Source organism: Bacillus sp. 1021 (genome assembly GCF_014534735.1).
GTDB classification, from domain to species: domain Bacteria; phylum Bacillota; class Bacilli; order Bacillales; family Bacillaceae; genus Bacillus; species Bacillus siamensis.
This window is the reverse complement of the sequence record NZ_JACVSR010000001.1, coordinates 566,857-584,714: the sequence shown is the minus strand read 5'-3', so window position 1 is coordinate 584,714 and position 17,858 is coordinate 566,857. Positions and strand designations below refer to the sequence as shown.

General features: G+C 46.9%; 23 protein-coding genes. 4 read left to right on the top strand and 19 right to left on the bottom strand.

Annotated elements, in window-relative coordinates; translation table 11 throughout:
* Positions 1 to 58: 58 nt before the first annotated feature.
* Positions 59 to 940 carry a 2-dehydropantoate 2-reductase gene (locus ICW23_RS03210; protein ID WP_316936403.1) on the bottom strand — a complete coding sequence of 294 codons (882 nt, stop codon included), beginning with the start codon at positions 938 to 940 and terminating at the stop codon, positions 59 to 61.
* 163 nt (positions 941 to 1,103) lie between these two features.
* On the opposite strand from ICW23_RS03210, the gene ICW23_RS03205 reads away from it, so the two are divergent.
* Complete coding sequence (locus ICW23_RS03205; RefSeq protein WP_060962853.1) at positions 1,104 to 1,586, top strand: N-acetyltransferase; 483 nt, start codon at positions 1,104 to 1,106, stop codon at positions 1,584 to 1,586.
* A 40-nt stretch (positions 1,587 to 1,626) separates the two neighbouring features.
* Here ICW23_RS03205 and gerR read toward each other — a convergent pair whose 3' ends face one another.
* From gerR to ICW23_RS03190, 3 genes are all read right to left on the bottom strand, one after another.
* The gene (gerR, locus tag ICW23_RS03200) at positions 1,627 to 2,202 is read right to left on the bottom strand and encodes a sporulation-specific transcriptional regulator GerR (protein ID WP_188154025.1); all 576 of its coding nucleotides are present in this window, start codon (positions 2,200 to 2,202) and stop codon (positions 1,627 to 1,629) included.
* Positions 2,203 to 2,358: 156 nt separating this feature from the next.
* On the bottom strand, positions 2,359 to 2,538 hold the full coding sequence (gene rpmF / locus ICW23_RS03195; protein WP_003154457.1) for a 50S ribosomal protein L32: 180 nt from the start codon (positions 2,536 to 2,538) through the stop codon (positions 2,359 to 2,361).
* Between the two features lie 21 nt (positions 2,539 to 2,559).
* The gene (locus ICW23_RS03190) at positions 2,560 to 3,078 is read right to left on the bottom strand and encodes a YceD family protein (RefSeq protein WP_016936218.1); all 519 of its coding nucleotides are present in this window, start codon (positions 3,076 to 3,078) and stop codon (positions 2,560 to 2,562) included.
* Between the two features lie 208 nt (positions 3,079 to 3,286).
* On the opposite strand from ICW23_RS03190, the gene ICW23_RS03185 reads away from it, so the two are divergent.
* Positions 3,287 to 4,534, top strand: coding sequence for a nucleotidyltransferase (locus ICW23_RS03185; protein ID WP_188154024.1), 1,248 nt, complete (start codon positions 3,287 to 3,289; stop codon positions 4,532 to 4,534).
* 18 nt (positions 4,535 to 4,552) lie between these two features.
* On the opposite strand, the gene ICW23_RS03180 is transcribed toward ICW23_RS03185, so the two are convergent.
* Both ICW23_RS03180 and ICW23_RS03175 read right to left on the bottom strand, forming a co-directional pair.
* Positions 4,553 to 5,575: a SepM family pheromone-processing serine protease gene (locus ICW23_RS03180; RefSeq protein ID WP_016936220.1), complete on the bottom strand. Its 1,023-nt coding sequence runs from the start codon at positions 5,573 to 5,575 to the stop codon at positions 4,553 to 4,555.
* Between the two features lie 5 nt (positions 5,576 to 5,580).
* Positions 5,581 to 6,360, bottom strand: coding sequence for a patatin family protein (locus ICW23_RS03175; protein ID WP_014304961.1), 780 nt, complete (start codon positions 6,358 to 6,360; stop codon positions 5,581 to 5,583).
* Between the two features lie 178 nt (positions 6,361 to 6,538).
* Here ICW23_RS03175 and ylbJ point away from each other — a divergent pair, with 178 nt between their 5' ends.
* Entirely contained in the window at positions 6,539 to 7,765 is a 1,227-nt protein-coding gene (ylbJ, locus tag ICW23_RS03170) for a sporulation integral membrane protein YlbJ (protein ID WP_099744270.1), read from the top strand.
* Positions 7,766 to 7,782: 17 nt separating this feature from the next.
* Here ylbJ and coaD read toward each other — a convergent pair whose 3' ends face one another.
* The 8 genes from coaD to ICW23_RS03130 all read right to left on the bottom strand — a co-directional run bounded on the left by coaD (position 7,783) and on the right by ICW23_RS03130 (position 12,381).
* Positions 7,783 to 8,265: a pantetheine-phosphate adenylyltransferase gene (gene coaD / locus ICW23_RS03165; RefSeq protein ID WP_016936222.1), complete on the bottom strand. Its 483-nt coding sequence runs from the start codon at positions 8,263 to 8,265 to the stop codon at positions 7,783 to 7,785.
* A gap of 4 nt (positions 8,266 to 8,269) precedes the next feature.
* A complete protein-coding gene (gene rsmD, locus ICW23_RS03160; protein WP_016936223.1) occupies positions 8,270 to 8,824 on the bottom strand; it encodes a 16S rRNA (guanine(966)-N(2))-methyltransferase RsmD in 555 nt (184 codons plus the stop codon).
* 298 nt (positions 8,825 to 9,122) lie between these two features.
* Entirely contained in the window at positions 9,123 to 9,395 is a 273-nt protein-coding gene (locus ICW23_RS03155; protein ID WP_016936225.1) for a YlbG family protein, read from the bottom strand.
* A gap of 57 nt (positions 9,396 to 9,452) precedes the next feature.
* Positions 9,453 to 9,902: a regulatory iron-sulfur-containing complex subunit RicF gene (ricF, locus tag ICW23_RS03150; RefSeq protein WP_016936226.1), complete on the bottom strand. Its 450-nt coding sequence runs from the start codon at positions 9,900 to 9,902 to the stop codon at positions 9,453 to 9,455.
* Positions 9,903 to 9,973: 71 nt separating this feature from the next.
* Positions 9,974 to 10,213 (bottom strand): YlbE-like family protein, encoded by a 240-nt coding sequence (locus ICW23_RS03145; protein WP_003154475.1) that lies wholly within the window; start codon positions 10,211 to 10,213, stop codon positions 9,974 to 9,976.
* 15 nt (positions 10,214 to 10,228) lie between these two features.
* Positions 10,229 to 10,639, bottom strand: a complete 411-nt coding sequence (locus tag ICW23_RS03140) for a YlbD family protein (protein ID WP_016936227.1) — start codon at positions 10,637 to 10,639, stop codon at positions 10,229 to 10,231.
* Positions 10,640 to 10,813: 174 nt separating this feature from the next.
* Positions 10,814 to 11,854, bottom strand: a complete 1,041-nt coding sequence (locus tag ICW23_RS03135; RefSeq protein WP_016936228.1) for a CAP domain-containing protein — start codon at positions 11,852 to 11,854, stop codon at positions 10,814 to 10,816.
* Positions 11,855 to 11,937: 83 nt separating this feature from the next.
* Positions 11,938 to 12,381 carry a CBS domain-containing protein gene (locus ICW23_RS03130; protein ID WP_016936229.1) on the bottom strand — a complete coding sequence of 148 codons (444 nt, stop codon included), beginning with the start codon at positions 12,379 to 12,381 and terminating at the stop codon, positions 11,938 to 11,940.
* Positions 12,382 to 12,521: 140 nt separating this feature from the next.
* Between ICW23_RS03130 and ICW23_RS03125 the strand changes: the two genes are divergently transcribed.
* Positions 12,522 to 12,881, top strand: a complete 360-nt coding sequence (locus ICW23_RS03125) for a YugN family protein (RefSeq protein WP_188154023.1) — start codon at positions 12,522 to 12,524, stop codon at positions 12,879 to 12,881.
* A 33-nt stretch (positions 12,882 to 12,914) separates the two neighbouring features.
* Here ICW23_RS03125 and ctaG read toward each other — a convergent pair whose 3' ends face one another.
* The 5 genes from ctaG to coxB are packed head-to-tail and all read right to left on the bottom strand — an operon-like array spanning position 12,915 to position 17,752.
* Positions 12,915 to 13,799 carry a cytochrome c oxidase assembly factor CtaG gene (gene ctaG / locus ICW23_RS03120; protein WP_016936231.1) on the bottom strand — a complete coding sequence of 295 codons (885 nt, stop codon included), beginning with the start codon at positions 13,797 to 13,799 and terminating at the stop codon, positions 12,915 to 12,917.
* A gap of 24 nt (positions 13,800 to 13,823) precedes the next feature.
* Positions 13,824 to 14,156, bottom strand: coding sequence for a cytochrome c oxidase subunit IVB (ctaF, locus tag ICW23_RS03115; RefSeq protein ID WP_007409686.1), 333 nt, complete (start codon positions 14,154 to 14,156; stop codon positions 13,824 to 13,826).
* Positions 14,157 to 14,158: 2 nt separating this feature from the next.
* Positions 14,159 to 14,782 carry a cytochrome c oxidase subunit III gene (ctaE, locus tag ICW23_RS03110; RefSeq protein ID WP_013352146.1) on the bottom strand — a complete coding sequence of 208 codons (624 nt, stop codon included), beginning with the start codon at positions 14,780 to 14,782 and terminating at the stop codon, positions 14,159 to 14,161.
* A complete protein-coding gene (gene ctaD / locus ICW23_RS03105) occupies positions 14,782 to 16,650 on the bottom strand; it encodes a cytochrome c oxidase subunit I (RefSeq protein WP_016936232.1) in 1,869 nt (622 codons plus the stop codon). The genes ctaE and ctaD overlap by 1 nt, the downstream gene beginning before the upstream one ends.
* Before the next feature lie 31 nt (positions 16,651 to 16,681).
* Positions 16,682 to 17,752: a cytochrome c oxidase subunit II gene (coxB, locus tag ICW23_RS03100; protein ID WP_016936233.1), complete on the bottom strand. Its 1,071-nt coding sequence runs from the start codon at positions 17,750 to 17,752 to the stop codon at positions 16,682 to 16,684.
* Positions 17,753 to 17,858: the final 106 nt, after the last annotated feature.

Genomic DNA, 17,858 nt, shown 5'->3' with positions numbered 1-17,858 from the left:
TAGTTAGGTTTCCGAAATGAGTATAGCATGTTACCGGAAAACCTCAAAAGACTTTGTTTCAGTTTCTTTCTAACGCTTTTATGCTGCGGTGTAAAAACGGGAGATGAACGGCCGGCAATCCCCGGCTCTCCGCCTCTTTCACAAGGTAGCCGATAATCGCATCGGCCTCCGTCCGTCTTCCCTTCAAGATATCGACAAGCATGGAAGAATGATTTTTTTCCGTCCGGCTGCAAACTTCGCAAACCCTGTTCCACGCTTCCTCTCTATCCGCGAGGCCAAGAATTGTCTCCGCTTCTTCAAACACATTTCTCATATATTTTTTGTAAGCGGCATTTGTTAACAGCTCTCCGTTTTTCACACGCAGCAATGCAGTTAACGGGTTGATGCATACATTTATGATCAGTTTTCCCGTCAACAGTTGATACCAGTCGTTTTCATCATATACGGGAAAATCACGGTGCATGCCGGAAAAGATGGTGTTGAGCGTTTCCGGCCGGGATGCGCGGAATACACTCCATCTTACGGCACCGGTCCCAGTATGTTCAACGGCATGATCTGATATCCTTTTTGCCCCGTGCTCAACCGTGCCGGCATAAAGCGAATGATCTGTATGCCAATCTTTGATGTCGTGTATGTGTCCCATGCCGTTTTGCAAAAACAGCACATTCGTCCCTTTTATTGTCTCAAGATCCGGCAAAACATCGCTGAGCTGGTGCTGTTTAACAGCTGCGATTAAGAGATCGAATCCGGAAGTGATGCCTGTTTGCGCTCTGCATGACGCCGTAAATTCTTTTCCGTCTTTCACCAGCCGTATACCGCCTGAGTTAATCGCATCAGCCTGCTCCGTCCGCCGCGTGATGACCGTTACCTGATGGCGGGACGATAAGTAGTAAGCACATAAAAGGCCCACCGCTCCGCCGCCGATAATTCCGATTTTCACACTGTCACACCCTATATCTGCTTTTTTCCATATTATCATAGCAGAAGCCGCCGCAAATTACTTCAATTTCGTTTTGAACAAAATGACAGACGAACATATTATAGTTGGAATTTTCAATTAAAGCGTTTACAATAATAAGTAGAACACAACAAAGGGGGAGTTTGTGTTGAAAATAGAGCGCCTGCTCATCAACTTTAAGACACTCGAAGAATTTAAAAGGTTTAAAGAATACGGGATGCAGGAGCTGTCCATGCTTGAAGATCTGCAGGATAATATCATTGAAAATGACAGCACCTCGCCTTTTTACGGGATTTACTTCGGGGATAAACTAGTGGCGAGAATGAGTTTATATCAGGTAAGCGGAAGCGCGAATCCGTATTTTGATCAGCGTCAGGACTTTTTGGAACTATGGAAGCTTGAGGTTCTTCCTGGCTATCAAAACAACGGATACGGCAAAGCGCTTGTCGATTTTGCAAAATCCTTCAGAATGCCGATCAGGACGAATTCACGCATGAAATCAGCAGAATTCTGGGATAAGATGAATTTCGAGCCCGTTAAATATGATATGGCGCGTGACAAAGGAGAAAACCCTTACATCTGGCATCCTGATATGGACGGTGAAATGACAGCCGGGGAAACGGCATAATAAAAAACCGGCCGGGACAATGCCCTCAGGCCGGTTGATTTTATAGGCTCTGCGCCGATTTTCTTTCATCATCTTTCGAATTGACCATCCTTCTCGCTCTGTCCATAATATCAATTAACGCTTTGTAATCTTCTTCCGTCATCTCCAGCTTGTTTCTCAAGCTTTCGTTTTCCTCACGCAGATCCTCGACTTCTTTTTGCAGCGCGGTCAGCTGTTCTGTGAGTTTTTCTTTTTCATGACGCACATCCGCTGCGGCTGGCGACTCTTTAAATTGCTGCAGAAACAAAATCACATCATCAATGGACAGCTCTTTTTCTCCTTCCGCCCTGCGGATCGGGGGCTGCTTAACGGTTCCCGGCAGATTGGCGGAATGCACCCCGATTTGCTTTCTTAATTCCTTCCGCTGTTTTTTCGCCAGTTCTATCCCTGACTGATATTGTTTCCTGACATAAGAATTCCACCTGAACCCGCAGGCGGCAGCCGTTCTCGTCAGCGCTCTGCCGACTTCTTCAAAAGCGGAAAGCTGGGTCCCGCCTTCCCGTATGTGCCTGAGCACCACCTCGGCCAGCAGCAAATCTTCATCTTGCGTCCACGCATCTTGTCTCGTAATCGTCAATCGTATCTCCCTCCATATTTGCTCATTTACCTCATACATATGCCGCTGATAGATTAGATAGACTATTGGCGCTCACAATTTTTTCGGCGGCAGCAGGCCGGAGGGAGAAAAAAAGAAAAGCGCAGGAACCGAAATTCCCGCGCTTTTCTTCATACATTAATTGCTTTTTACATTTATGTCTTTGCCGTTGTATGATCCGCATGCTTTACATACACGGTGAGACAATTTCATCTCTCCGCATGACGGGCATTCTGTCATACCAGGTACATTTAGTTTGAAATGTGTACGGCGCAATCTTTTTTTCATTTTAGAAGTTCTTCTAAAAGGTACAGCCATTATTCCCACCTCCTTAAAGAGTTAAGATTCATCATCTTGTGTTAAGAGCTTTTTCAGATCCGCAAGTCTGGGGTCGATCTGATTTTTCTTCTCTTCCTCAGAAATCACTTGCCAATCCTTTCCCACTTGGGGAGCGGCCCCTTCTTTTTGTTCAGTTTCACAAAAGATTTGCATAGGAATTTCTAAAAGAATCTCTTCTTTTACGATCGGAGTCAAGTCGACGGTATCGTCTTCAGCAATATGAACGTCCTCATCTTCTATATCATCCGTCTTATGAAATCTAAACAGTTCTTTTGTCGCGATTGTAAATGGATACGGCACATCAACTAAAGTTCTTGAGCACGGCAAAACCATTTCGCCTGAAATCGTAAAGTCAAACGAAACCTGCTTGGATTCAATCTCAGCGCGGCCCTTCACCCGGACGGGAGAAATGCGGCGGATATCAGAATTCAATTTTGTCAGCTCATTCAACTCAACTGTTTCATCAAATTCAAAGCTCTTTTTCGCCATTTGATGAAGCTGATAAATCGTCCATTTCATTTGTATCACCTCAGGAAAGCAACAAACATGATTATAGCTTTTCAGAATGTTTTTGTCAATATTTTTTCTTTACAGCATAATGCCGCCGTCTTGCAATCGTTGACAGCCGGATAGGCTAATCATACACTAAACGAAACGGACGAAAATATGCACTTCATTTGCAAATGTACCATACGAAGCAAAACATAGCAAGAAAGGCGGAACAAATATGAAAGCAGTCGGCCTGGTTGTTGAATATAATCCCTTTCATAACGGACACCGCTATCATGCGGAACAAGCCAAAATCAAGACGGACAGCAGCGTCGCGGCAGCGGTGATGAGCGGCCCTTTTTTGCAGCGCGGGGAACCGGCCGCCGTCTCAAAGTGGGCCCGGACAAAAATGGCGCTGGAAAACGGCGTGGATATCGTCATTGAGCTCCCTTATATGTATGCCGTACAAAAAGCGGAATTATTCGCGCGCGGCAGTATTTCGCTTCTTCACCAATTAGGATGCAGCAGCTTATTTTTCGGCAGTGAAAACGGACGGATTGACCCCTTTATTGAAGCCGCTGAAGCGTTCAGCCGAAAGGAATCTGACTGCAGCCAGATTCTGAAAGAGGAGCTGAAAAAGGGGCTCAGCTATCCGGCCGCCGCCTCAAAAGCTTTTTCACACATATTCAAAGGACAGGACATGCTTGATTTGTCTAAGCCGAATAATATTCTCGGTTTTCACTATGTCAAAGCAATACATGCCTCCGGTTCCGCCATGAAGCCTTATACGACAGCCAGGATCGCTTCCGGGTATCATGACGCCGAGCTTCCCGGGGATGACAGCCGGATAGCCAGCGCCACAAGCATCAGAAAAGCGCTGATCGAAAAAGGAACGGAGGCCGCAAAGAGCTTTCTCCCGGAAGCGTCTGTGCGCGAGCTGGACGCATACAGAAACTCATACGGATTATGGCACAGCACGGAAGACTATTTTTCATATGTAAAATACAGTCTCAGCACTCTGTCAGCTGAAGAATTAAGCCGAATCTATGAAGTGGAAGAAGGCCTTGAGCACAGAATTCTGCGCACCATCAGACAAGCCCGCTCCTACCAGGAAATGATGGAACTATTGAAAACAAAACGATACACGTGGACGAGGCTGCAGCGGATGAATACGCACATTCTGACACGAACGAAAAAAGAAGACATGCACCGGCTTTTAAATCCTGCAAGCGCACCTTATATCCGTCTTCTCGGAATGACGAAAAAAGGACAGGCATACCTGTCGGCAAAGAAAAAAGAGCTTACCGCGCCGCTCGTCAGCAAGCTCTCCTCTTTCTCCCATCCCGCTCTGGATCTGGACATATCGGCGGGACGGGTTTACAGCCTGCCGATAAAAGAACCTGAACGCACATGGTTTGAGAAACAGGAATTTTCACAAGCGCCGATCCGCTATGATGAAGACGAAAAACGTTTTTTGAATGCGTAAATAAAGCACCTGACTGTATCAGGTGCTTTTTACTTTCAGCTTATCCAAATAATCAAGTGCGTCCTGCATGGTGTCGACCGGAACGATCTTCATATCGGACTTGATAGCTTTTGCCGTTTTTACCGCATTTTTATAATCAGAGTTTTCAGCACCGTTTTGGTTCGGCGCAAAGAAAATATCTTTCCCCGCTTTGTCTGCGGCGACGACTTTCTGATCGATTCCGCCGATCGGCCCGACTTTGCCGTCAACGTCGATTGTTCCCGTTCCGGCTATATTGTAGCCTTTTGTTTCGTCAGGTTTTGTCAGCTGGTTGTAAATTTCTAAAGACATCATGAGACCTGCAGAAGGCCCGCCGATGTTTTCAATGCTGAAATGTAGATCGGGCTTCACTTTCACGTTCCGATCCGTATATAACGCGACACCGATACCCGCTCTTTTCGGGTCATCCGGGAATGATTTCAGCCCAATGTCAACGGTCTTTTCTTTCGTGTCCCGTTCAATGTGAAACGTGACTTTCTCCCCCGCTTTTTTGCTGCTGATATAATCAATCAGCTTTTCAGCGGATTCGTATTTTTTTCCGTCCGCGCTGATGATTTTATCACCGACCTCTATTTTTCCTTTTGCCGGCATGCCGGAAACGACTGAGCTGGCGTAAATGCCGTTAAATGAGTATTTTACCTGTTTGCCGGCTTTTTGATAAGCGGCAATGACCGCGTTTTCTTGAGAGCTTTTCATCATCTGCAGCTGGCGCTTCATATAGTCTGAATCTGTTTCGCCCTCTTCTTTTATGCTTTCATCCGGGACGATTTCATCGTAAGGATGCACTTTCGCCCAAAGATATGTATACGGATTGGCTGGGCCTACTTTGACAGTCATCAAGGAAAGGCTTCCTTTTTCAGGATAGCCTCCGTCCACCTTAATCAGCGGTCTCAGCTCTGATGCTTCTCCCGGCTGTGTGATGTAAAACGGAAGCTTAATAAATGTAACAGCGATTAATAAGATCAGGATGATAAACACCCAGCGAAAATGTTTTGCTTTCATATGAGTTAGCCCTCCCAGTTCTCTATTTCTTGTTTAATCCGGCCGATCATGCGGTCTGCGGCTTCTTCGCCCGCTGTGATCATATGATCAATGTTGGCAAAAGAGCTTGAACTGAATGATTCAAGAGAAGGGCGGATCATGACGTCTGCGGCAATGGTCTGGTGACGGACCAATTCATTTTGCAGTATATCCATACTTTGCATGATTACATCAAAAATATGTGCCGCTTTTTCCGTTTTTTTCACCCGCGATACGTCAGAGGCGATAACGATATCAGCGCCCATATCCTTTACCGCGGAAACCGGGATTCTGTCGACCACCGCGCCGTCCACCAACATGCGCCCGTTCATTTTTTGCGGGACGAAAACGCCGGGTATGCTGATGCTCGCGCGGACGGCTTCGGATACGGAGCCTTTTGTAAAAACGAGTTTTTCTCCGGTCTGGAGGTCGCATGCCACGATGCCGAGCGGGATCCGCAGTTCTTCTATCGGCTTGCCGTACGTATACGCATGTACGAGCTGCCTGATGCGGTCCCCTTTCAAAAATCCGAGACGCGGCATCGTATAATCCGCATACAGCCGCCGCTTAAATGCTTTGGCGACTTTTTTCATCGTGGCCACGTCATGCCCGGCCGCATAAAAGCTTCCGACTAACGCTCCCATGCTGCTGCCGGCAATCATATCAATTGGAATCTGATGCTTATGTAAACTGGATAACACTCCGAGGTGGGCAATGCCTCTTGCCCCTCCCGAACCTAACGCTAACCCGATTGTAGGTTTGGCCAACGCGACGAACCCCCTATAGACATCCTATACATGAATTCTATGGTCTAAATTGAACCCCTATGCTCGTATATTAGTACAGGATGACAAATAGGTACTTGCCCGGCCGTCCTTAAGGTCTGTTCTATATTTTATCATGATATAAATGTCAGTGTGCAATTTTAGCATCGGGGAGGTAAGAATGAACTTGTCTAAGTTTCATACATTTTTGATTTCATTGTTTTTTATTTTTTTGACGGCGACGGTTATTTCACACCCGCAGGCCTCATTCGAAGCCTCCAAAACCGGCCTTTCCATGTGGTGGGAGGTAGTTTTTCCTTCGCTGCTTCCGTTTTTTATTTTATCTGAGCTTTTAATCGGATTCGGCATTGTCAGGTTTGTCGGCCTTTTACTCGAACCCTTTATGCGCCCCATTTTCAGAGTGCCGGGGGTCGGCGGATTTGTACTGGCTATGGGCATGGCTTCAGGAAATCCGGCCGGCGCGAAACTGACTGCACGGCTGCGCCAGGAGAAACAGATCTCCAGAGTGGAGGCTGAACGCCTCGTCTCTTTTACCAATTCATCCAATCCGTTATTTATATTCGCGGCTGTGGCGGTCGGCTTTTTTCATAACGCCTCTCTCGGCATTCTTTTAGCATCGGCTCACTATCTCGGAAACATCGCCGTCGGCCTGACGATGCGTTCATACGGACGGAAAGAAGAAACGGCGTATAGCGGTAAAAAGACGATCGCTCTTCCTTCACTGAAAGAAGCATTTCTGGCGCTGCACAAAGCGCGGCTTTCGGAGAAGCGGCCGCTCGGAAAAATTTTAAGCGACGCCGTCACGTCTTCTGTACAAACCTTGCTGATGGTGGGCGGTTTTATTATATTGTTTTCGGTTTTCAGCCGGTTATTATCAATCGTACAAGTCATGGATGTGCTTTCTGTATTTACGAACGCGCTTCTTTCGCTCTTCCATCTTCCCGTAAGTCTGGACATTCCTCTTATCAGCGGAATGTTTGAGATTACGCTCGGGAGCAAGCTGGTCAGTGAAGCGGATGCCGCCTTGCTGCCGAAAGCGATGATTGTGAGTTTTATTCTCGGTTTCAGCGGCCTTTCCGTACAGGCCCAAGTGGCCGGCATTTTATCGGAAACAGATATCCGCTTTAAACCGTTTTTTGCGGCGCGTATCCTTCAAGGCATTTATGCCGCCCTTTTTATTCTTTTACTGTGGAAGCCGCTTTATCTTGCATTGGACGAACCTTACCAGTCCGTATTCCTTCCGCTCCGCGATCAGAGTGCGGCCTCGGCTGCCGTCAGCGGATGGAACACACTTGTTGAAGCCGGCCCCGCCGTAACCCTGGCTGCCCTCGCCGTATACGCACTGATTTATTGTTACAGGCTGTCAGCACGGATAAAAAAAGGATGAGACGCCAAACGCGCTTCTCATCCTTTAAATTTCTGCTGCAGCGCCTGTTCGACTTCCGGAGGAACAAACTCTGAAACAGGCCCGTTATATTTTGCGACCTCTTTTACAATGCTTGAACTTAAAAAAGAGTACTGATTGTTCGTCATCATAAAAAAGGTTTCTATTGACTCGTCAAGCACGCGGTTGACAGAGGTTCCCTGCATCTCATATTCGAAGTCAGAAACAGCTCTGAGTCCCCTGATAATCGCATTCGCCTGCTTTTTTTTGGCGTAGTCGATCAACAGTCCCCCTGACGTCTCGACCGTAATATTCGGTATGTCTTTTGTCACTTCCCGCAATAGCTCACAGCGTTCTTCGACTGTAAACAGCGGCTGCTTGGAAGAATTGTTAAGCACGCATACGTACACATGCTCAAACACGTTTGCTCCCCGCCTGATAATGTCCATGTGTCCGTAGGTGACGGGATCAAAACTTCCGGGACATACAGCTATACTTGCCACATCATTACCCCCTATTTCGGTATATCGTCACTCCTGTAAGCCCGTAAATTTCCCTTCTTGTTACAGTAAGCGTGCCGACGGCTTCAGGAAGCGCAACCGCTTTATCATGCTCGGCTACGACAAAACCGCCTTCATTCAGCATGTTCTCTTCATCAATCATTTCGATAAGCGCTTTCAGCTTTTGTTCCTTATACGGAGGATCTAAGAAAATTCCGTCAAAACCTTTTTCCCGTTTCGCCGCGGCATAGAGGGCCCGCTCTGCATCATTGCGGTATACTTCCGTTGAAGACAGCAGATCCAGCGCTTTTAAATTCGCTTTTACCGTTTGGATGGCTTTGAAATCACGATCCACAAAGATACAGCGGTCAAATCCGCGCGACAGCGCTTCAATTCCAAGACCGCCGCTCCCCGCAAACAAATCCAGCCCCGTTCCTCCGTCAAAATACGGGCCGATCATATTAAAAATAGACTCTTTTACTTTATCCGTCGTCGGCCTTGTTGATGTGCCCGGCACAGCCTTTAAGGCTCGTCCTTTTCTTGAACCGGAAATTACTCTCATTTTTCACACCACTTTTTCTGAAAACTTTGATGTTTCGCATCGGCTGAGCCGTTATGTACAAAAACAATCCCTATCTTATCATAAAGCATTCTTTCAAACAATGAGCGTGAAATCATGTATACATGCTCACATTCTTGTCAAAACTACGTGTAACAGCATCAATAAATGATGTTGTTGCCAACCGCGGAGAAGACTTACGTTTCCCCATAAGTTCTTCCTCCGGTTTCTCCTCTCCCTTTGCCTTCTCCTTAACTTGTTAAGGAATAGAAGGACCCCGCAGGTTTCTGCGGGGATTTTTTTATATGCCGATCTTATAATCGTACTCTTTCGCTTTATCAAGCTTTGATTCAAATTCCAGCTTTAAAAAGGGCTTATATGAAGGCTCTACTTTCTTCACATATGAATAAGAAGAAATCTTTTCCATCGTTTTTTCGATTTGGCCCATATCGCAATACAGCACTGCGTATTTCAGTCGCTTGGAAACATAATGAACGTTGCCGAATTTTCTCAGCATTTTACTGTGTTTTAAAGAATGCAGATATACGATTATGCCTTGGCGCTTGCTTTCCATCATGATCACCGCCTGACTCTCTGTTCATTTTATGTAAAAGACGAGACGGCCGTCTCGTCAGGAAACTTTGCATCCGCAGCCGCCGCCGGAACCGCAGCCGCCGCCGCAGGATGACAGGCCGTCAAAATAAGGATTCCCCGTCGGAACTTTTACATGCTCCGAAACGGCCGTGCCGAGTTCGATGCTGATCTCGTCAAGCAGCGACTGAAGCTCAGTCTCCGCTTTTTTGAATTCGGCCACCTTATCATTTAAATCCAGCTCCCGCTTCAACTCTCTCATTTTGCGGGAAATTTCTCTATAATCAGGATGATATTTGCCAAAGCGCTGCACATCCTCATACTGCTCTTTAATGCTCAAAAAAGAACGAATAATCCGCCCTGCCTCTTCATCTTCATGGAGACGCTTGTAACAATCACGGTAATTTTCAGCCGTCTCAGACTGCAGAATCATGCCGGCAAGCTGCTCCGCTTCACTTTGAAGCCGGACGGACTCAATTGTTGCATACATTAATACGCACCTCCAGTTGTTAGTTTACCACGAAACCTGCCAATTGGAAAATGCGGCGTTTAAATGCTTTTTTAATCCTGCGAACGCATGGCGTGAACCATCTGCATCATCATCTGCGCCATCTGAATCCCGTTTGAGAATTGGCTTACCCGGTGCGGTATCGTTTTTTCATAAAAATTCATCATGTCCAGCTGAAATGAATTGAGATCGTCCGGCTTTCTCGCGAGTCTTCGGTACCAGACGGGGCGCTGCCGTATAAACCGTTTCCGTTCCTCATCTGCAGATATGAATTCCTGAACCTCTTTTCGCATACACGATCCCCTTCTTTAATCCTTCCTGAACGAAAAAGGATGTTGTCCGGAGCCTTGCCGGGGCTGCTTCGTATCGCTGCTCGAAAATTGGCTTAAAAGGCTTTGCAATGATGAAATAGACTGGCTCATTTTATTGATCTGCTCATTCATTTGGTTGATATCCATTTTTTTGACGGCAGTGACCATTTTTGAAACGAAATCGTTCTTTTCAGCTGGTTCCTGTTTGGTTTCCGCTTCAGGAGCAGACTGAACGGCCTCATCTTTAAATGGGTCCCACATCGAATCGTCCTCGCCGAGGAGAACCCAATTTTCATAGACTTCCTGCCAGCTTCTTTGTTCCTTGCGAACATTTTGGATCAGTTTGGGATGCTTTTTTACGAATTGTTTAAAATCATCGATTGATTGCCGTGATTGCTGATTCGCCACAATTCTCACCCCCTCTGAAAAGTTTTGCCTGCTATAATGTATCGGTTCAGGCGCCTTAATGTTCGCCTAAATTGCGAAAAAAAGCAGGTATATGCAAAAATAATTTTTCCCGGCAGGAGCCCGCTCGCGAAAAAACATAAAAAAACCGCGGGGGGCTGCGCCCCTCTGCGGTTTTTACTGCCAAGGCTTAATGAAGTTTTGCGTATAATATTTCCGGTCCACGCCGACCCCGAGGTGTGTGTAATCAGGGCTTAACAGCGCTTTTCTGTGTCCTTCGCTGTTCAGCCAGCCTTCCACTGCCGCCGGACCGTCCACATAGTTGTATGCAATATTTTCACCGGCCTCACGGTATTTCACATCGCCTTTTTCCAAGCGGTCCTTCAAAGTCCCGTATTTCTTTGAGACATGGGAGAAATACTTGTTGTCCTTCATGTCCTGGCTGTGGCCGAATGCCACTTTTGCAGCGCCTTCGTCCCATTTCAGCCTTGCAAGTCCGTGTTTCACGCGGATGACATTTGTAATATCGAGAATCTGCTGTTCGCTCGCCCGTTCAATGCTGTCCCATTTTTTATCGGAAACAGGCTCGGGTTCTGTGAGTCTTCCTCTGTACATAACCTCGTACGGCCTTTGTTTTACTAGCGTTTCCGCATCAAATGCCCTGATGCTTGACAGATTCCCGTCAAATTTGTCCATGTACAGCTGAACATACATACCGCCGATCTTAACAGTGGGACGGGTATTGATATCTTCTTCAGAAAACTCAAACCGGTACGTGTTACCCTTATCCGTCACATTGACAAACGGAGCAACCTGCGTCGTTTTAAAGACTTCGCCCGTCGATTCGCCGATCTTAAACGGTTTTGCGTTGATGCCGCTTCCTGAAGCGTATAAAGTCACGGCTTTATCATTCAGAATACCGACTTGTACATATTGGTCTTTCCCCTGGTTGTACACCCACCATTCATAATCATAGGCAGAAGGATCTTTCCGGGACGGTTCCCCGAGTTTCTTTTTCACATCGGCAGCAGATTTCCCCATGAGAGAAAGCAGTCCGGATGACGGTATTTTCAGCCGTTTTCCGCTCGCCTCCTCATTGGAAACCTGAGGCTCCTCCTGATTCGTTTTTTTCTGAGGAGCCGATCCATATTGTATAAACAGAACATACGCTCCGTAAATAAGCAAAAGGATAACGAGAGCCCTGGCGATATTTTTCAACCTCTCACCCCCATGAAATCAAACCGTTCTATTATTGTTTTTCTTATACAGTACAGCCTATTTGCAGCGTCCGTCATTTATGTTTAATGGATAAACCCTTCCGGACCTTCGTCTTCAGAAATGTCAGACAGCGCCCGGCCTGCTTGCTCATTTGATTGCTCAGCCAAGGAAAGGTCGCCGAGCGTGACAATGCCGACCAGTTTTTTATCCCTTGTGACGGGGATTCTTCTGAGCTGATGTTCAGCCATCATATGGAGCACTTCTTCCACAGAAGCGTCTTCTTCTGCACTGATAACCCGCTCTGTCATTGCGTCGGTTATTTTTTGAGAGTTCGGCTTTTTAGAAGCAATTCCCCGTAATACGAGATCTCTGTCTGTCACGATCCCGACAAGGGTCGCTCCGTCCTCATCCACTATCGGAATAGCGCCGACATCCGCGTCTTTCATCTTCACCGCAGCTTCATATACATTATCTAATACTGTACAATATTGCAAGTCTGACGTCATGAGCTTATTGATCTTTGTCATTGCGGAATTCCTCCTTTTTTCTGCTACTATTGTCGTCAAATTTTTCTTTTTGCATACTTTCACCGTATGAATCATTGAATGTGCAACGCTTTCATACTATGATTGTCAGGAAAGGTAAATTTTAAAAGGAGGGGGAAGGTTTGAAGTTTGAAAACAGCGGTCTTGAAGGGGTAACTGCGGAGCTCAGCCGCTTGAATGATCTGATGGAAAGCAAAGGGCTCATTCTGGACGGACAATGGGATTATGAAAGAGTGACTTACGACAAAAAGTTTTCAGCTGCTGAGGGGACATTTTATCTGCGGATTCAAGGAACGGCAAAAGAGGGCGATGTAGGCGGCAGCCGTGCCGTGATTCAGCTGAAGGCCCCTCTTTTAGGAAAGCATTATTATCCGCACGGCGTAGAATACGGCAGCGATGAAGAATTTCCGGAACATGTCGTCGCAAAAAGCAAGGCATTACTGCTTGAATTGGCAGAGTCTTTAAAAACAGTGCAAATGTAATTAAAAAGTACAGCAGAATATGCTGTACTTTTTTTATGAGACGGTATGCTCGATATACGGCGGCTCTGAGAGCGTATCTTTTTCCCGTTCCGTTCTGACCCACTGAAAAAAGACGACAGCCAAATATGTTCCGTAAACAATCTCTTGTATGATTTTCATCAGCACTGCCCCAAGCTGCTGATCTTCCAAAGGAGGAAGCGTGTTAAATATCTCCGGACCGGATAAAGGGATCTTCTCCGCCAAGTCTAAAGGGACACAAAGCTTCATAGCTTCGGCCCAAGCCGCCGGATCTGTGTACGTGGCATACATGGGCGCCCCGCTGAACATAATGAGCGCACACGCCGGCGTTAACAGAATCCCGTCCGCCATAATGTACCCAAGCTTCATTAAACCGCTGAGCCGGGGCAGACCGTCCACCTGATGCACAAGCGGCCACCACATAAAAAACGCCGTTACGAAGATGAGTCCGTTCATCAGCGCGTGATACAGCGAATCCGTTTTGACGAAATCAAATATAAACGGAATGTGATACAGTGAAAAAATGCCGTTAAACAGCAGCAAAGCGATAAGCGGCTGTGAAAAAAATGAAAACAGCCGCTTTACGACGGGACGGAAAATCAGTTTTTTCCATGCCCAGCCGGGAATTCCGGAAATCAAGAGCGGCGGCACGACTAAAAACAGAACCGCCATCTGCACCATATGAGCGCTGAACATCACGTGGCCCAATAAATCAACGGGACTTCCCGCAGCCGCGTAAAAAAACAGCGCGGAAAGCACAAACAGCACCTTCTCTTTAGCCGACACACGTCCTTTATGCCGGCTGCACCAGTAAAAGTAAACACCTGTTATCACGGCAGTTATACAAAACAGATAAGGGCTCCACATGGCGCGAAACCCGAACATTTCCAAATTAATCAAATCTCTCACTCCCCGCCGCCCCGATTACCACCAAATAATCGTGACAAATGCAAGCACGGTGATAAACGCGACAAATATTCCCGAATACAGAAATAGTGACGGCGCTTCATGCCCTTTCTGGCTCATATGCATAAAGTAAAACAGCTGAAAGATGACCTGGATGACCGCAAGCAGGATAAGAAACGGCATTGTAAACCATCCGGCAATGCCGTCTGCAGCCACCGTCAAAAACGCGACAAGCGTAAGGCCGATCATCAAACCGAAGGAGATGACCTGATATTTCATCTCCTCGGCATTTTTCTTTTTCCGATATTCGAGATCCGTACTGACAGTCCCTCTGTTTTTGTTATCGTCCATCGTTATCCCACCATCCCCATCAAATATACAACGGTAAAGATAAAGACCCACACGACATCAATGAAATGCCAATATAGACTGGCCACATAATATTTCGGCGCATTATAAAGGCTGAGCCCTCTTTTAGCATTCCGGATCATCAGTGCGCTGATCCATAATAACCCGAACGCCACGTGTGCTCCGTGTGTGCCGACCAGCGTGTAAAACGCCGAGCCGAGCGCAGAGCTAGTAATGGTAAAGCCAAACTCGTGAGTGTAATGCTTAAATTCATAAATTTCCACCCCTAAAAATCCGGCTCCCAATAAAACGGTAATCAAAAGCCACACCTGCATTTTTTTAAAGGAGAAATTTTTCATATGATACATTGCATACACACTCGTTAAGCTGCTCGTTAACAGAAGCATCGTGGCGATAAACACGATCGGCAGCTCGAACATGTCAGCCGTTGACGGCCCGCCCGCTTTAGATTCCCGCAAAGCGAGGAATGTCGCAAAAAGCGAGGCGAACAGAACCGTTTCCCCGCCGAGAAACAGCCAAAATCCTAAAAACTTATTTTTCCCTTCAAGCGTTGCTTTTTCAGGAGAAGCCGGAAAGGTTTCAGCCGTCATTTTTTCCTGTAGCTGCATTACGCCTTCACCCCTTTATCATCATTCGGCAGATCTTCTTTGTGAATATGATAACCGTAATCATCGACCAAGGACCGAAGCAGCATGGTAAAGAATGTGATGCCGAGGCCTATAAAGATAACCGGAAGCCCCCATGAATAGTCGGAGTGGTATAAAAACCCGAACGCTGCGACAAACAGCCCGAAGGACATGATAAACGGCATGATGGAGCCGTTCGGCATATGAATGTCCTCTACAGGCTCTGCAGGCGACATCCCTTCATTTCCGGCCTGCTTTTCAATCCACAGCGGATCAAGTCCCCGCACAAACGGAAGCTGTTTAAAATTATATTCAGGCGGCGGCGAAGATACCGCCCATTCGAGCGTACGTCCGTCCAGCCACGGGTCATTCCCGACGTATTTCCCTTTTACAGAAGTATAAATAATATTAACGACGAGCAATACAGCCGCGCCCGCCATGAAAAACGCGCCGATTGAACTGATCAGGTTTCCGGTATCAAGCCCCTGGCCGGGCAGATATGTGTAAACGCGCCGCGGCATTCCCATTAAGCCGAGGAAATGCTGAATGAAGAAGGTAAGATGAAACCCGATAAAAAACAATACAAAGGAAATTTTCCCCATCGTTTCATGAAGCACCTTCCCGAACATTTTCGGCCACCAGAAATGCACGCCCGCCAGGATGCCGAACACAACGCCGCCGATGATGACGTAGTGGAAATGCGCTACGACAAAATACGTATCATGGAACTGATAATCTGCCGCTGCGGCCGCCAGCATGACACCCGTCACACCTCCGAGCACGAAAGACGGAATAAAGGCGACGGCATACAGCATAGGCGTCGTGAATTTAACGTTTCCTCCCCAAATCGTCAAAAGCCAGTTGAAAATCTTAATGCCCGTAGGCACCGCAATCGCCATCGTTGCAACCGCAAATATTGCATTGGCAATCGGTCCGAGTCCAGTCGTAAACATGTGGTGAACCCATACCATGAATCCGAGAAAGCCGATCAGCACGATCGCAAAAACCATAGAGGAATAACCAAACAGACGCTTTCTCGCAAACACAGGAATGATTTCTGAAAAAATCCCGAAAGCGGGAAGAATTAAAATGTATACTTCCGGATGCCCGAAAATCCAAAACAAGTGCTCCCAGATAATCGTATTTCCGCCCAATTCAGGGTTAAAGAAATTCGTCCCGAACAGACGATCCAGCATCATCAGCGCTAAACCGACGGTGAGCGGAGGAAATGCGAATAAAATGAGTGCCGACGCCACAAATGTCGTCCACGTAAACAGCGGCAGTCTCATATACGTCAAACCTGGCGCCCTCATATTAATAATGGTTGCCAGAAAGTTGATCCCCGCAATCAGCGTCCCTAAGCCTGATATCTGCAGGCCGAGCACGAAAAAGTCAACGCCGTGCCCTTTCGAATTCAGCGCAAGCGACGCATACGCCGTCCAGCCTGCATCTGGAGCGCCTCCTAAAAACCAGCTCAGATTCAAGAAGATTCCCCCGAAGAAAAACAGCCAGAACCCAAGCGCATTCAGAAACGGAAATGATACGTCACGCGCCCCGATCTGAAGCGGCACAACCGCGTTCATCAGCCCGAATAACAGCGGCATTGCCGCCAGGAAGATCATTGTCGTGCCGTGCATCGTCATAATTTCATTAAACTGCTGCGCATTCACAAAATCGTTTCCCGGTCTCAAGAGCTGAATCCTGATAAGCATGGCCTCAAGTCCGCCGACGACGAAGAAAAATCCCCCGGCGATCATATATAAAATCGCGATTTTCTTATGGTCAACCGTCGTCAAATAGTCCCAAAGCATAGAGCCTTTTCTTTGCTGCCCTGTAAGCGTATTCATCATTTGCGACCTCCCCCCTGATATCTCCCTGTCCTCACTTGTTCTCCGCTTTCAGCCCTTTTAAATATTCATACAGCGCATCCGTTTCAGAGTCCGAAAGCTTCGGATAAGTGCCTGTCATCTTATTGCCCGGTTTAATGCTGTCCGGATCTTTCAGCCAAGCTTTTATGTTCTCTTTATTCGCATCCTTGATGCCGGCCACTTTGACACGTTCGCCGAAGGTAGCCAGGTTCGGAGCCGTTCTTGCTGCTTCAGCCCGCTTATCATTAGGCTCAACCGCATGACAGCTCAGGCAGTTTTTTTCCTTAAACAGCTCTTCTCCTTGCGCGGCTAAATCGGAATCTGTTGTATGCTTATAATTTTTCATCGCTTTCGTCCATTGTTTAAATTCTTTTGACGGCAGCGGTTTCACTTTGAAATCCATCAGCGCATGTGAAGGTCCGCACAGCTCCGCGCATTTCCCGAAGAAATATTTGCCCGCTTCTTTGCTGCGTTTAGAATCGAAGGTCAGAAAGAAAGTATTGTCGTTATCCGTATTCGTATCGATTTTTCCCCCGGCTGACGGAATCCAGAAAGAGTGTTTCACATCTGAGGACTTCAGCTTGAAATAAACGCGTTCATCTGTGGGAACGATCAGCTCCTGACTGGTCACAAACCCGTAATCAGGATACTCGAATTCCCACCAGTATAAATTCGCCCTTACATTAATCACGAGCGCATCCTCTGCTTTACGGTTTTTCTTATCCATCGGCGACGTATCCGCCAGCGCCAGTGTCTGGATGACAACCGGGATGACAAGAATAATCAGAAGCAGGATCGGAATAACGGTCCAGGTGATTTCTAAAAAACGGTTCCCCTCCACCTGTTTCGGTATCGTGTCTTCCCCTACACGCGACCGTCTGAATCTCACAATGACGTAAAAGAAAATAACTGCTACGACCGCAACGACGACAACCATGATAAGTGTGCTGAGCACCGTCAGATCATACTGTTTATCAGCCACTTCGCCGGCAGGCTTGAGTGTGGACAGAAACGGTTTTCCACAGCCGCTCAATAAAAGCGGCACTAAGGCTAATAATGATAAAAGACGCCAACGCTTTAACATTTCACCCAACCCCTTTTTTGAATCAGTACAAAATGCACGAGCAGTAAATCTGCTTCCAGCTGAAATACTTCATTTCCTCATTTCTTAAAATATGAGATTTTTTACT

What these genes read in the sequence shown, in the direction of transcription:
- rpmF (WP_003154457.1), bottom strand. Translation starts at nt 2,538, where the DNA reads ATGGCTGTACCTTTTAGAAGAACTTCTAAAATGAAAAAAAGATTGCGC.
- ICW23_RS03190 (WP_016936218.1), bottom strand. Translation starts at nt 3,078, where the DNA reads ATGAAATGGACGATTTATCAGCTTCATCAAATGGCGAAAAAGAGCTTT.
- ICW23_RS03185 (WP_188154024.1), top strand. Translation starts at nt 3,287, where the DNA reads ATGAAAGCAGTCGGCCTGGTTGTTGAATATAATCCCTTTCATAACGGA.
- ICW23_RS03180 (WP_016936220.1), bottom strand. Translation starts at nt 5,575, where the DNA reads ATGAAAGCAAAACATTTTCGCTGGGTGTTTATCATCCTGATCTTATTA.
- ylbJ (WP_099744270.1), top strand. Translation starts at nt 6,539, where the DNA reads ATGAACTTGTCTAAGTTTCATACATTTTTGATTTCATTGTTTTTTATT.
- rsmD (WP_016936223.1), bottom strand. Translation starts at nt 8,824, where the DNA reads ATGAGAGTAATTTCCGGTTCAAGAAAAGGACGAGCCTTAAAGGCTGTG.
- ICW23_RS03155 (WP_016936225.1), bottom strand. Translation starts at nt 9,395, where the DNA reads ATGGAAAGCAAGCGCCAAGGCATAATCGTATATCTGCATTCTTTAAAA.
- ricF (WP_016936226.1), bottom strand. Translation starts at nt 9,902, where the DNA reads ATGTATGCAACAATTGAGTCCGTCCGGCTTCAAAGTGAAGCGGAGCAG.
- ICW23_RS03145 (WP_003154475.1), bottom strand. Translation starts at nt 10,213, where the DNA reads ATGCGAAAAGAGGTTCAGGAATTCATATCTGCAGATGAGGAACGGAAA.
- ICW23_RS03130 (WP_016936229.1), bottom strand. Translation starts at nt 12,381, where the DNA reads ATGACAAAGATCAATAAGCTCATGACGTCAGACTTGCAATATTGTACA.
- ctaF (WP_007409686.1), bottom strand. Translation starts at nt 14,156, where the DNA reads ATGGACGATAACAAAAACAGAGGGACTGTCAGTACGGATCTCGAATAT.
- ctaE (WP_013352146.1), bottom strand. Translation starts at nt 14,782, where the DNA reads ATGCAGCTACAGGAAAAAATGACGGCTGAAACCTTTCCGGCTTCTCCT.
- ctaD (WP_016936232.1), bottom strand. Translation starts at nt 16,650, where the DNA reads ATGATGAATACGCTTACAGGGCAGCAAAGAAAAGGCTCTATGCTTTGG.
- coxB (WP_016936233.1), bottom strand. Translation starts at nt 17,752, where the DNA reads ATGTTAAAGCGTTGGCGTCTTTTATCATTATTAGCCTTAGTGCCGCTT.